The 11,718-nt window shown below is 69.3% G+C and carries 15 protein-coding genes; 10 read left to right on the forward strand and 5 right to left on the reverse strand.

Features of this window, described 5'->3' with window-relative positions:
- The first annotated feature begins 89 nt into the window (after positions 1–89).
- Positions 90–1,112 carry an aldo/keto reductase gene (locus CEP17_RS14385; protein WP_112932720.1) on the forward strand — a complete coding sequence of 341 codons (1,023 nt, stop codon included), beginning with the start codon at positions 90–92 and terminating at the stop codon, positions 1,110–1,112.
- A 94-nt stretch (positions 1,113–1,206) separates the two neighbouring features.
- Positions 1,207–1,806, forward strand: a complete 600-nt coding sequence (locus CEP17_RS14390; RefSeq protein ID WP_112932721.1) for a histidine phosphatase family protein — start codon at positions 1,207–1,209, stop codon at positions 1,804–1,806.
- A gap of 176 nt (positions 1,807–1,982) precedes the next feature.
- Here CEP17_RS14390 and CEP17_RS14395 read toward each other — a convergent pair whose 3' ends face one another.
- The gene (locus CEP17_RS14395) at positions 1,983–2,465 is read right to left on the reverse strand and encodes a hypothetical protein (RefSeq protein ID WP_112932722.1); all 483 of its coding nucleotides are present in this window, start codon (positions 2,463–2,465) and stop codon (positions 1,983–1,985) included.
- A gap of 52 nt (positions 2,466–2,517) precedes the next feature.
- Complete coding sequence (locus CEP17_RS14400) at positions 2,518–2,988, reverse strand: GNAT family N-acetyltransferase (RefSeq protein WP_112932723.1); 471 nt, start codon at positions 2,986–2,988, stop codon at positions 2,518–2,520.
- Between the two features lie 44 nt (positions 2,989–3,032).
- On the opposite strand from CEP17_RS14400, the gene dapB reads away from it, so the two are divergent.
- Both dapB and CEP17_RS14410 read left to right on the forward strand, forming a co-directional pair.
- On the forward strand, positions 3,033–3,851 hold the full coding sequence (gene dapB, locus CEP17_RS14405; protein ID WP_112932724.1) for a 4-hydroxy-tetrahydrodipicolinate reductase: 819 nt from the start codon (positions 3,033–3,035) through the stop codon (positions 3,849–3,851).
- A complete protein-coding gene (locus tag CEP17_RS14410; RefSeq protein WP_112932725.1) occupies positions 3,848–4,297 on the forward strand; it encodes a hypothetical protein in 450 nt (149 codons plus the stop codon). The genes dapB and CEP17_RS14410 overlap by 4 nt, the downstream gene beginning before the upstream one ends.
- Here the strand turns inward: CEP17_RS14410 and CEP17_RS14415 are convergent, their stop codons facing one another.
- The 3 genes from CEP17_RS14415 to CEP17_RS14425 all read right to left on the reverse strand — a co-directional run bounded on the left by CEP17_RS14415 (position 4,298) and on the right by CEP17_RS14425 (position 6,183).
- Complete coding sequence (locus CEP17_RS14415; protein ID WP_112932726.1) at positions 4,298–5,221, reverse strand: TIGR01777 family oxidoreductase; 924 nt, start codon at positions 5,219–5,221, stop codon at positions 4,298–4,300.
- Positions 5,214–5,639 carry an OsmC family peroxiredoxin gene (locus tag CEP17_RS14420; protein WP_036320048.1) on the reverse strand — a complete coding sequence of 142 codons (426 nt, stop codon included), beginning with the start codon at positions 5,637–5,639 and terminating at the stop codon, positions 5,214–5,216. Before CEP17_RS14420 ends, CEP17_RS14415 begins: the two co-directional genes overlap by 8 nt.
- Before the next feature lie 106 nt (positions 5,640–5,745).
- Positions 5,746–6,183 carry a thioredoxin family protein gene (locus CEP17_RS14425; RefSeq protein ID WP_039416574.1) on the reverse strand — a complete coding sequence of 146 codons (438 nt, stop codon included), beginning with the start codon at positions 6,181–6,183 and terminating at the stop codon, positions 5,746–5,748.
- A gap of 87 nt (positions 6,184–6,270) precedes the next feature.
- Between CEP17_RS14425 and CEP17_RS14430 the strand changes: the two genes are divergently transcribed.
- The 6 genes from CEP17_RS14430 (at position 6,271) to CEP17_RS14455 (ending at position 11,687) form a co-directional block, all read left to right on the forward strand.
- Complete coding sequence (locus tag CEP17_RS14430) at positions 6,271–7,092, forward strand: thymidylate synthase (protein WP_112932727.1); 822 nt, start codon at positions 6,271–6,273, stop codon at positions 7,090–7,092.
- Positions 7,089–7,586 carry a dihydrofolate reductase gene (locus CEP17_RS14435; protein ID WP_039416580.1) on the forward strand — a complete coding sequence of 166 codons (498 nt, stop codon included), beginning with the start codon at positions 7,089–7,091 and terminating at the stop codon, positions 7,584–7,586. Before CEP17_RS14430 ends, CEP17_RS14435 begins: the two co-directional genes overlap by 4 nt.
- Before the next feature lie 42 nt (positions 7,587–7,628).
- The gene (locus CEP17_RS14440; RefSeq protein ID WP_036320030.1) at positions 7,629–8,393 is read left to right on the forward strand and encodes an SDR family oxidoreductase; all 765 of its coding nucleotides are present in this window, start codon (positions 7,629–7,631) and stop codon (positions 8,391–8,393) included.
- 66 nt (positions 8,394–8,459) lie between these two features.
- Positions 8,460–9,437 carry a 4-hydroxy-tetrahydrodipicolinate synthase gene (dapA, locus tag CEP17_RS14445; protein ID WP_036320028.1) on the forward strand — a complete coding sequence of 326 codons (978 nt, stop codon included), beginning with the start codon at positions 8,460–8,462 and terminating at the stop codon, positions 9,435–9,437.
- A 47-nt stretch (positions 9,438–9,484) separates the two neighbouring features.
- Entirely contained in the window at positions 9,485–11,161 is a 1,677-nt protein-coding gene (locus CEP17_RS14450; RefSeq protein ID WP_112932728.1) for a ribonuclease J, read from the forward strand.
- A gap of 31 nt (positions 11,162–11,192) precedes the next feature.
- Positions 11,193–11,687, forward strand: a complete 495-nt coding sequence (locus CEP17_RS14455; RefSeq protein WP_036317923.1) for a GNAT family N-acetyltransferase — start codon at positions 11,193–11,195, stop codon at positions 11,685–11,687.
- The last annotated feature ends 31 nt before the right edge of the window (positions 11,688–11,718 follow it).

Below are 11,718 nucleotides of genomic sequence, written 5' to 3' on the forward strand. Positions count from 1 at the left end.
CGTCTGCCCTACCCTCGGAACTACGCATCGGGGGGTGGGTAGACAAGAAGAGCGACACCGCATCCGCGGTTCGTGAAGGGGGTGAACGGATGGGTTACTTCGGTATCGGCGCGACACCGACGGCCGTCAGAACCGCGCCGCCCGCGCACCCCTCCGCTCCCATTCCCGTTCAGGGGGCACCCGTGGGAGCCGGCATCCGCGTTCCGCTCGGCGAGTCCGGGCTTGAGGTCTTTCCGTTCCTCCTCGGTGCCGCCGAGTTCGGCTGGCATGTCGATCTCACCGCCGCGCACGCGATTCTCGACGCGTACCACGCGCGTGGTGGCAACGCGGTGCACACGTCCGACGGATATGCGGCGGGGCGCAGCGAGCACATCGTCGGGCAGTGGCTGCAGCGCCGCGGCATCCGCGACGACATCGTCGTCGCCGTTCGTGTCGGAGCCAACCCCGACCACCCCGGGCTCGGACCGGTGAACCTCATCCGCGCGGTCGAGGCGTCGCTCACGCGGCTGCACACGGACCGGATCGACCTGCTCTACCTCGACCCGCTGTCGGATGACGCGACAACCCTCGAAGACACCCTGGCGACGGTGGAATGGCTGATCGAGTCGGGAAAGGTGCGCGCCGTGGGAGCCTACGGCCACACGGCCGCCCAGCTGGTCGAAGCCCGGATTCTCGCATCGGCGGGTTACCCCCGCCTCACGGTGCTGGACGTCCCGTACAACATCCTTCGGCAGTCCGAGTTCGATGGCGATCTGCGTCTCGTGGCCAGCGCGCAGGGTATCGCCGTGACGCCCTCGCAGGCGCTCGAGCACGGCTATCTCGCCGGTGTGCACCGCGACCGTGCGCAGGTCGCGTATTCGGTACGCGGCATCCAATTGGCTGCGGCCATGAACCGGCGCGGATCGCGTACGCTGCGTGCGCTGGACCGGATCGGTGACGAACTGTCGGTGCCGCCGTCCGCCGTCGCCATCGCTTGGCTGCTGGCGCAGCGCGCGGTGGTCGCCCCCATCGTGAACGTCTTTGCCGTGACCCACGTCGAAGAACTCGTGCAGGGTGTGGGCGCGCGGCTCAGTCGCTCGCACCTGGGTGAGATCTCGCGCGCCACGCAGTAGAGGCGGCGCGGCGTCGCGTGTCAAGACCCGGGTTGACGTCGACCGCCTGACGTAGGCTGGGAGCTGCCCCACCCCCAGGCGAGACGAGTATGACGTGACGCATTACCTGTACCTCGTGCGACACGGAGAACATCTCGACGCGGAGCACGGTCTGGAAGACGGGCCGCTGTCGCCGCGGGGGAGACGCCAGGCGGAGCTTCTCGCCGACCGCCTCTCCGGCGTGCCGTTGGATGCTGTGTGGCACTCGCCCCTGGAGCGCGCGGCCGAGACGGCTCGCGCCGTGTCGGGCCGCCTTCCCTCGGTGACCCCGAAGCCGTCCGCACTGCTGTTCGACTGCATCCCCACCGGGATGCTGCCCGAGACGCCGTCGATCTACGAGCCGTTCTTCGGCTCCTACACCGAGGCCGAGATGGAAGCGGGGCGCGCGCAGATGGGCGACGCGGTCGCCGAGTTCCTCGTGCGAAAGCCCGCCGCCCACGAACTGCTCATCACCCACAACGCCGTGATCGCCTGGTTCGTGCGTGAGGTGCTCGATGCCCCCGACTGGCGGTGGATGACGATCAATCAGGCGCACTGCGGCCTCACCGTGCTCGCGCAGCGCAAGGGGCGTCCGTGGGCTCTCGTGACCCACAACGACCTCGCGCATCTGCCCATGGAGCTGCGCACGGGCTTGCCCGAGGTTCCCCCGGTCTGAGTCGGCAGGATGCGGCGGCCGCGTCCGGCGGGCGGTATCCGACGGCCTGCGCTCGCTGGTCGGCGTTCACAACTCCGGACAGTCTCGCCGGGCTGTCGGGGCGCCCGCACCGCCGCGCGGAAACTCCGGCCGCACGTCGACGATTCTCCGGAGTTGGGAACAGTCCGCGCCGCTGGTCAGTCGTTGCGTGCGACGATCCGCGTGGCGATGCGGCGGATCTCCGCGACGATCGGCGCAAGATCGCCGTCGACCTCCGCGACGTCGTCATACGCGTCGTCGAGCACCGCCAGCAGATCGATCGACTCGTCGTCGGCGCCGTGACGGTAGCGGGAGTGTGCCCACCGCGTGAGCGCACGCGGGCTCACCTCGTCATGAAGAACGAGGTGGCACAGTCGATGCACGACGACCGGTTCGAGGTCCGAGTGAACCGCCTCGGTGATACCCGCGTCGCCCGCTGCCCGGTCGATCAACTCGTCGACGTCGAACCGATTCGCGGTCTCATCGATCAGCGCCAGCTGCACCAGGTCGTAGCCGTCTCTGCCGGCGATCAGCGCCGCCGTCGCCGCGTCGGCGAGCAGGGTTCGTGCGCCGGGCAGATCGGCGCGCCAACAGGCGACGGCCGCCACGAGTTCGGTGACGTCGTGTTCCCCAGCGGGCATGTCGACATCCTTCCACGCGCCTCGGCCGGTCAGTCGATGCAGCCGCCCGAGCTCAGAGCACCTTGCCGTACCAGCGCGTCGCGTTGGGGTTCTCGTTGTAGGGCTCGATGGCGGTGAAACCCGAGCGTGCGTAGAGCGCGCCGGCGGCTTCGAGCGTGTGGTGGGTGTCGAGTACCAGTTCGGCCGCGCCGAAGGCGCGAGCCCGCTCCTCGAGCCCGTCCAGCAGCAGCCGACCCCAGCCGCGACCGCGCGTGCGCGGCTGCAGGTAGAGGTGCTTCACCTCGTACCGCACGCCCGTCGGCGCGTCCTCGATCCGTCGGATGCCGCCGCATCCGACGTCCGCCCCGTCCTCGTCGACGAGGACGAGGAAGACACCTGCTGGCGAGGTGAAGACGGATGCCGTGGGAAAGACGGGACGGTAGGCCTGGCCCTGAGGGAAGGCGTCGGCGCGCATCTGGAAGTACTCCTCCAGGAGGGCATGTGCGCGCGGGTCGTCGGCGGCGAGGGCGTGGAGCAGCACCATCCCTCGAGCGTAACCGTGTCGGTCGCACGGCCTAGGCTGGAACCATGACGACGAGAGTGGCCCTCGTGGGCGGCACCGGCAAGCTCGGTGCGATCATCGCCGGCGTGATCGATGAGCTCGACGACTTCGAGACGGTCGCCGTTCTCGGCTCTGCGAGCGATCTCGCCGAGATCGACGCGGCCGATCTCGTCGTCGACGCGTCGACACCCGGCGTGTCGATCGATGTGGTGCGGGCGGCGATCGAACGCGGCAAGAACGTGCTCGTCGGCACCTCCGGGTGGTCCACCGAACGGATCGCGCTGGTGCGCCCCCTCGTCGAGGCGGCGGGCACGGGCGCGGTCTTCATTCCCAACTTCTCCCTGGGCTCTGTCGTCGCCACGGCGTTGGCGGCGGCGGCGGCGGCGTTGTTCCCCTCGATCGAGATCGTCGAGACCCATCGCGAGACGAAGGTGGATTCACCCAGCGGCACGGCCGTGCGCACCGCCGAACTGATCGCCGACGCCCGCGTCGGGGTCGGCCCGGTGGAATCGCCGCACGTCGACCAGAGGGCGCGCGGCCAGCAGGTCGCCAGTGTTCCCATCCACTCTCTGCGACGACCCGGTGTCATCGCGAAGCAGGAGACGATCCTGTCGGGGCCGGGGGAGTCGCTGACGATCGTCCACGACACGGTCGAGCCGGCACGTGCCTACGCACCCGGCATCCGCGTCGCCCTCGCAGCCGCGCGCGACGCGCGCGGGGTCACGATCGGCCTCGACGCGCTCATCGATCTGGGACTCGGTACGCCGCGCGACGCCGTGTCGGCGAGCGAGGTCATCGACGAAGGCGCCGTTCCGGGCCAGGTCGCCCGCGTCACCGGGGCATGAGGGCCCGCGCGGGTGTCGCCGTCATGGCGGCGCTGCTCGTCCTCTACATCGTCCTCGTCGCACAGCGCGCGTGGCTGTTGTTGACCTCGGGGCAGATCATCGGCGTCGCGATGGGGGTGGCGCTGCTCGTCCTGCCCGTCATCGCCGGGTGGGCGCTCTGGCGAGAGCTCTCATTCGGGCGCAGTGCCGAGCGACTCGCACGGCGTCTGGAGGCCGAGGGTGCGCTGCCGACCGAGGAGCTGGATGTCCGTGTGAGCGGCCGTCCCGATCGTGCGCAGGCCGACGCCGTGTTCCCGCACTATCGAGAAGATGTCGAGGCGCACCCGACCGATTGGCGAGCCTGGTTCCGGCTGGGGCTGGCTTACGACGGCGCCGGCGACCGACGCCGCGCCCGCGAAGCCATTCGGCGGGCGATCACGCTCGAGAAGAAGCCGACGACGCGCTGATCACGCCGGCACCGCGGCGGCCACGGCATCCTCGACCGTCGGGTGCGAGAAGACGAAGCCGGATGCCGTGAGCGCTTCGGGAACCACGTTCATGTCGCACGTGAGCAGTCCCTCCGCCGCATCGCGCCCGAGCACCAGCTTCAGCGCCCACTCCGGCACCCGCAGCAGGTAGGGGCGGTTCATCCGTCTCGCGAGCGCCAGACCGAGGTCGTTGGCCGTCGTCCGCTGGGGGCCCGCGAGGTTGACAGGGCCGGTGAGGGCGTTGTCGATGACATGCCGGATCGCGCGGACCTCGTCGTCGAGAGAGATCAGCGGCCAGACCTGCGTTCCGCGCCCGATGGGGCCCGACAGGCCGAGTTTGGTCAGCAGCAGAAGGGGCTTGAGAACACCGTCGGCGTGCACCACCGGCGCGGTCCGCAGCAGGGACACGCGGGCACGATCTCCGGCGCCGCGCGTCGCGGCCGTCTCCCACTCGCCGCAGAGGTCTGCGAGGAAGGAGTCTCCGCGGGGCGACGACTCCGTGAAGGTGACTTCCGGCGCCGACGGGTAGTAGCCGACCGCGGACGACGACACGAAGTGCGGGGCGTCATCGCCGAGGACGCGCACGGCTGCCGCCAATGCCTGGGTCGGCGCGATCCGCGACCACACGAGGTCGTGCTTGTACCGCCGCGTCCACGGGAAATGCCCGAGGGTGGCTCCGTTGAGACCGACGACGGCCCGCGCCCCTTCGAGGGCGGAGGGCGGCAGCGGTCGGCTCGCCGGATCCCAGGAGAGCTCGTCCGGCGCGGCGCTGGGGCGGCGCACGAGGCGCGTCACGGCGATGCCGTCGGCGCGCAGGCTCGCCACGAGGGCACGGCCGATCAGGCCGGAGGCTCCGGCGACGACGACGCGCCCCTCGGCGCGCGACGAGTCGTTCTCAGGCAAGCGTGGCCTCGAGGGTGATCTCGATGCCTGCCAGCGCGGCCGAGACGGGGCATCCCGTCTTCGCTTCGCCGGCAATGCGGGCGAAGTCCTCGGCCGACAGCCCCGGGACCACCGCGTTGACGTTCAGGTGCGAGCCGGTGATGCCGGTGCCCGGGATGAAGGTGACAGACGCCGTTGTCTCGATGCTCTCGGGGGGCGTCCCGTTGCCGGCGAGCGCGTGCGAGAGTGCCATGCTGAAGCACGAGGAGTGCGCCGCGGCGAGCAGTTCCTCCGGGGTCGTGACCGACGCGGAGCCCTCACTGCGCGCCTTCCAGTCGACGGCGAACGGACCCTGGTTGGAACTCTCCAGGGCGATCTCGCCGGACCCGTCGGTGAGGGACCCCTTCCAGCTCGTGGACGCTTCGCTCGTGACGCTCATGTGTGCTCCTCGTGTCGGATGCGGGCCGCGTATCGGCGGTGTGCATCCGAGCCTAGACGGGCCCAGGCTCCCGCGGAACCGGTGCGGCCGGCGCGGGCGCAGACCCTCAGACGGTGGCGGGGGTGGCGGTGACGCGCCCGAGCTCCAGCTCGATCGCGCTGCGGCTGGGAGTACCGCCGAAGCGGGTCTGGATGACCCCGTCGCGGTCGAGGATCAACGTCGTCGGCGTCTGAAGCACGTGGAAGTGCTTCGCGATGTCGGGACGGTCGGTGAGGTCGACGTCCAGGTGCATCACGCCGTCGTGGGCATCGGCGATCGACCCCAGCACGCGGTGCACGCCGGGGCAGCGTGCGCACATCTGCGTGCTGAACTGCAGCAGGGTGGCCCGCTCGCCGAGGGCGTCGGCTCCGAGGCGTCGCGGTTCCACGACTTCATCGGTCGAGGCCCGGCGGGGACGATTCTGCGTCCACCGCAGGAGCAGTCCGACGGCGAGGGTCACGGCGAGCAGTGCGGTCAGCACGAGCACGGCATCGACGATGTTCACGGTCTGCCACGATACCGCCTCCGGAGGTGCACCGGCTCCGATGACGGGCCGTGCGTAACAGTCCCGGCGTCGGCGGGCGAGGGTAGGGTGGCTGGCGTGAGCGCGGCATCCATCCCCACCCCCTACGAAGACCTCCTCCGCGAGGTGCTCGCCGACGGCGTGCACAAGGACGATCGCACCGGCACCGGCACGACGAGTGTGTTCGGACGCCAGATCCGTTTCGACCTGTCGCAGGGCTTCCCGCTCATCACGACAAAGCGTGTGCACATGAAGTCGATCGCCTATGAACTGCTCTGGTTCCTGCGAGGTGAGTCGAACGTCTCGTGGCTCCAGCAGCACGGTGTGACCATCTGGGACGAATGGGCGGATGCCGACGGCGAGCTCGGGCCGGTCTACGGTGTGCAGTGGCGCTCGTGGCCGACGCCGTCCGGCGAGCAGATCGACCAGATCTCACAGGTCATCGAGCAGATCCGTGCCAACCCCGACTCGCGCCGGCTCATCGTGTCGGCGTGGAACCCCGCCGACATCCCGCAGATGGCACTCGCTCCCTGCCACGCGTTGTTCCAGTTCTACGTCGCGGACGGCAAGCTGTCGTGCCAGCTGTATCAGCGCAGCGCCGACATGTTTCTCGGTGTGCCGTTCAACATCGCGTCCTACGCGCTGCTGACGATGATGATCGCCCAGCAGACGGGGCTCGAGCCCGGCGATTTCGTGTGGACCGGCGGTGATTGCCACATCTACGACAACCACCTCGAGCAGGTCCGCGAGCAGCTCACGCGGGAGCCGTATCCGTATCCCCGCCTCTCGTTCGCGCGGACGCCCGCGTCGATCTTCGACTACACGTACGACGACATCCTCGTCGAGGACTACCAGCACCACCCCACGATCCGAGCCGCGGTCGCGGTATGACCCGGCTCGGCCTGATCTGGGCCGAGGCGCGCGGCGGCGTCATCGGCAAGGACGGCGGCATGCCGTGGCACGTGCCCGAGGACCTCGCGCATTTCCGCGCCGCGACGATGGGGGATCCGGTCATCATGGGGCGCCGGACGTGGGAGTCCTTCCCGCCCCGCTTCCGGCCCCTTCCGGGGCGACGCAACGTCGTGGTCACCCGCAATGAGTCCTGGCGGGACGACGGCGCGGAGCGGGCCGCCTCGCTCGATGGTGCGCTGGAGCTCGTCGACAGGGAAGAGGCGGCCTGGGTCATCGGGGGAGCGGGGCTGTTCGCCGAGGCGATCGCGCGCGCCGATGTGCTGGAGGTCACCGAGCTCGATCTCGAGGTCGACGGTGACACGTACGCCCCCCGGCGGGACGGGTGGGCCGTGGCGCGCATCGACCCGGACGATGGCTGGTCGCTCTCGCGCACCGGCGTCCCCTATCGCTTTCTGACTCTGATCCGTCCCTGAACGGTTCGTGTCTCGAGCGGCGACGACGACAGGGAGCTCAGAATGGGCAAGACAGCGGTGGTGACGGGCGCCAGTTCGGGCCTCGGCGCGGAGTTCGCGCGTCAACTGGCGGCACGCGGAGCCGACCTCGTCCTGGTCGCCCGAGACAAGGACGCGCTCGAGGACATCGCGGAGCGACTGCGCGCAGATCACCGGGTACAGGTCGAGGTGCTCGCCGCCGATCTCGTCGCCGATGACGGTCTCGCCGCGGTCGTGGCCCGCGTCGCCGACCGCGAGCGACCGATCGGCATCCTCGTCAACAATGCGGGATTCGGACTCGACCTCGACTTCGCGGCGGGCGACATCGCCGACGAGCAGCGCCACCTTGATCTGCACGTGCGTGCGACGATGCATCTGACCCACGCCGCGCTGGGCACCATGCTCGAGCGGGGATACGGCCGGATCGTCAATGTCGCCTCGGTCGCGGGTTTTCTTCCGCGAGGCACCTACGGTGCGGTCAAGGCCTGGGTGATCTCCTTCAGTCGATGGGCCAACATCGCGTACGCGCCGCGCGGCGTCACCGTGACGGCGCTGTGCCCGGGCTTCACGCACACGAACTTCCACGAGCGCTTGGGGCTGCCGCCAGGGCGGGAGGGCATTCCCGCGGTGATGTGGCTCGACGCAGCGGACGTCGTCCGCGAAGGGCTGCGCGACGCCGCGCGGGGCAAGGCCGTCTCGATTCCCTCTCTGCGCTACAAGGTGCTGGTGGCGGCGATGCGTGTGCTGCCGGGCCCCGTGGCCGCGCGCCTGGCGCGCACCGGACGCTGAGGACTCGGCCGTGACCCACCCGCGGTCTGCTCCGACGGGGTCGCCGCGAGCCGGTAGCCTGGAAGCATGACGCACTCGGGCAATCCCTTCGGACAGGTCCTCGTCGCTCTCGTCACTCCGATGACGGCCGACGGTGAAGTGGACTGGCCCGCTGTCGAGAAGCACATCGACGACGTCATCACCGCCGGCGCCGACGGCATCGTCGTCACGGGCACGACCGGCGAGACGAGCACACTCACCGACCCCGAGAAGCTGAAGCTCGTCGAGGTCGGCAAGTCCGTCTCCAGCGGGCGGGCGAAGATCATCACCGGTGGCGGCTCGAACGAGACCGCGCACGCGATCGAGCTCTACAAAGCCAGTGAGAAGGCCGGCGCCGACGGCATCATGATCGTGACGCCGTACTACAACAAGCCCACGCAGGCCGGCATCTTGACGCACTTCCGTCTGGTCGCCGACGCCACCGACCTTCCCGTCATCCTCTACGACATTCCGGGACGCACCGGCGTGCCGATCAAGTACGAGACGATCCTGCGGCTCGCCAACCACCCGAACATCCTCGCGGTCAAGGACGCGAAGGGCGACTTCAGCGAGGTCAGCCGGGTGCTCAACCAGACCGACCTGATGTACTTCTCCGGTGACGATGCGAACGTCCTGCCGCATCTGTCGATCGGCGCGTCGGGCCTCATCGGCGTGACGGCGAACATCACTGCGACGCCCTACCGCGTCATCGTGGATGCCGTCAACCGCGGAGACCTGGCCACGGCGACCGCCGCCCACCAGCAGCTCGAGCCGCTCGTGCGCGCCGTCATGACGCACGTGCCCGGGACCGTGAGCGCGAAGTACATCCTGCACGGACTCGGCCGCATCTCGAGCCCTCGGGTGCGGCTCCCGCTCGTCGGCCCCGAAGAGTGGGAGGCCGCCCTCATCGAGGATGAGCTCGCACTCGTGAAGGGCGTCGACGGCGCCGACTTCTCCAACTTCCGTCCCGACCGCAACGCCGCCGCCGGCGGCGCGCTTCCCAAGGTCCACGGCACCACCCGCTGAGCGACCGCGATACCGGTGGATGCCGCGGCATCCACGAAAGGCAGACGATGCCCACGACGTTCTCCGAGCCTCCCGCGCTCGCCCCCCAGACCCTTCGCGTCATCCCGCTCGGCGGGTTGGGCGAGATCGGTCGCAACATGACGGTCTTCGAATACGACGGCAAGCTCCTCGTCGTCGACTGCGGCGTGCTGTTCCCCGAGGAGCACCAGCCCGGCGTCGACCTCATCCTCCCCGACTTCGAGCCGATCAAGGATCGGCTCGACGATGTCGTGGGCGTCGTGCTCACGCACGGCCACGAGGATCACATCGGCGCGGTGCCGTACCTGCTGCGGTTGAAGAACGACATTCCCTTGATCGGTTCGAAACTCACCCTCGCCCTGGTCGAAGCGAAGCTCAAGGAGCATCGCATCAAGGCCTACACGCTCACCGTGGAGGAGGGGCAGGATGAGCAGGTCGGTCCGTTCGACCTCGAGTTCGTCGCGGTCAACCACTCGATTCCCGATGCGCTCGCCGTCGCGATCCACACCGACGCCGGGACGGTGCTGGCCACCGGTGACTTCAAGATGGACCAGCTGCCGCTGGATGGACGCCTCACCGACCTGCGCGCGTTCGCCAGCCTCGGCGAGGACGGCGTCGACCTCTTCCTGGTCGATTCCACCAACGCCGACGTGCCGGGCTTCACACCGCTCGAGCGCGACATCGGTCCGGTTCTCGACCAGGTGATCGCCAAGGCACCTCGACGGGTCATCGTCGCGAGCTTCTCCAGCCACGTCCATCGTGTGCAGCAGGTCATCGATGCGGCGGCGGCAAACGGACGCCGCCTCGCGTTCCTCGGCCGCTCGATGGTGCGCAACATGACGATCGCCGAAGACCTCGGCTACCTGCGCGTCCCGGACGGGGTGCTGATCGACTACAAGAAGGCCCAGGATCTGCCCGACGACAAGATCGTCTACATGTCGACCGGGTCGCAGGGTGAGCCCATGGCGGTCCTCAGCCGCATGGCGAACCTGGACCACGCGATCGAGCCCGGGCCGGGTGACACGGTCATCCTCGCCTCGAGCCTGATCCCGGGCAACGAGAACGCGGTCTATCGCGTGATCGACGGGCTCACCAAGCTGGGAGCCAACGTGGTGCACAAGGGCAATGCCAAGGTGCACGTCTCGGGTCACGCGGCGGCGGGCGAGCTGCTGTACTGCTACAACATCCTCCAGCCACGCAACGTCATGCCGGTGCACGGCGAGTACCGTCACCTCATCGCCAACGCCAAGCTCGCGCAGGACACCGGCATCCCCGCGGAGAACACGATCATCGCCGAGAACGGCACCGTCGTCGACCTCAAGGACGGCGTTGCCCGCGTCGTCGGCCAGCTCGATCTCGGCTTCGTCTACGTCGACGGATCGACGGTGGGCGAGATCACCGACGCCGACCTCAAGGATCGCCGGATCCTCGGCGAGGAGGGCTTCATCTCGGTGATCGTCGTCGTCGATGCCACGACGGGGCGGATCATCACCGGCCCCGAAATCCACGCACGAGGGTTCGCCGAGGACGACAAGGTGTTCGACGACGTCAAGCCCAAGATCGCCGCGGCCCTCACGGAGGCGGCTCAATCGGGCGTCCGCGACACCCACGCGCTGTCGCAGGTCGTGCGCCGCACGATCGGTCGGTGGGTGAACCAGCGGCTGCGTCGTCGCCCGATGATCGTCCCCCTCGTCATCGAAGCCTGAGCAGTCGCGGCGCAGCGCTACGATCGGCTCCATGCCCGTCAGCTTTCGTGTGCGCCCCGCGACACAGGCCGATGGCGCGTTCCTCGGAGACATGGTCGTCGAGGCGGCGAACTGGCGGCAAGGGGGCGCGCGGCCGCGGCACGAGGTGCTGACGCACCCCGATCACAATCGCTACATCTCGGGGTGGATGCGTCCCGGCGACGCCGGCTTCGTCGCGATCGACGCGCAGGACAGTCCGGTCGGTGCCGCGTGGTACCGGATGCTGCCGCGCACCGATCCCGGCTTCGGGTACATCGGCACGGGCGTGCCGGAGCTCATCATCGGGGTGCGGCCCATCTGGCGGGCTCACGGGGTGGGGCGTGCCCTCCTGCAGCGGCTCTGCGAGCACGCGCGCGCACAGGGATACGCTCGCATCAGCCTGTCGGTGGAACGGGGCAACTACGCCCAGACGCTCTACCGCAGTGAGGGCTTCGCCGTCACGCAGGCCGGTCATGGCCGCGACACCATGGTCAAGCGCCTGCGTTGACCAGGCGCGGCGGATGCCGGGCCCGTCTCGG

It is taken from the genome of Microbacterium sp. PM5 (assembly GCF_003293595.1).
Classification (GTDB): domain Bacteria; phylum Actinomycetota; class Actinomycetes; order Actinomycetales; family Microbacteriaceae; genus Microbacterium.

Coding starts and splice junctions, on each gene's coding strand:
- CEP17_RS14385 (WP_112932720.1), top strand. CDS start 90: ATGGGTTACTTCGGTATCGGCGCGACACCGACGGCCGTCAGAACCGCG.
- CEP17_RS14395 (WP_112932722.1), bottom strand. CDS start 2,465: ATGCCCGCTGGGGAACACGACGTCACCGAACTCGTGGCGGCCGTCGCC.
- CEP17_RS14400 (WP_112932723.1), bottom strand. CDS start 2,988: ATGGTGCTGCTCCACGCCCTCGCCGCCGACGACCCGCGCGCACATGCC.
- dapB (WP_112932724.1), top strand. CDS start 3,033: ATGACGACGAGAGTGGCCCTCGTGGGCGGCACCGGCAAGCTCGGTGCG.
- CEP17_RS14410 (WP_112932725.1), top strand. CDS start 3,848: ATGAGGGCCCGCGCGGGTGTCGCCGTCATGGCGGCGCTGCTCGTCCTC.
- CEP17_RS14420 (WP_036320048.1), bottom strand. CDS start 5,639: ATGAGCGTCACGAGCGAAGCGTCCACGAGCTGGAAGGGGTCCCTCACC.
- CEP17_RS14435 (WP_039416580.1), top strand. CDS start 7,089: ATGACCCGGCTCGGCCTGATCTGGGCCGAGGCGCGCGGCGGCGTCATC.
- CEP17_RS14440 (WP_036320030.1), top strand. CDS start 7,629: ATGGGCAAGACAGCGGTGGTGACGGGCGCCAGTTCGGGCCTCGGCGCG.
- dapA (WP_036320028.1), top strand. CDS start 8,460: ATGACGCACTCGGGCAATCCCTTCGGACAGGTCCTCGTCGCTCTCGTC.
- CEP17_RS14450 (WP_112932728.1), top strand. CDS start 9,485: ATGCCCACGACGTTCTCCGAGCCTCCCGCGCTCGCCCCCCAGACCCTT.
- CEP17_RS14455 (WP_036317923.1), top strand. CDS start 11,193: ATGCCCGTCAGCTTTCGTGTGCGCCCCGCGACACAGGCCGATGGCGCG.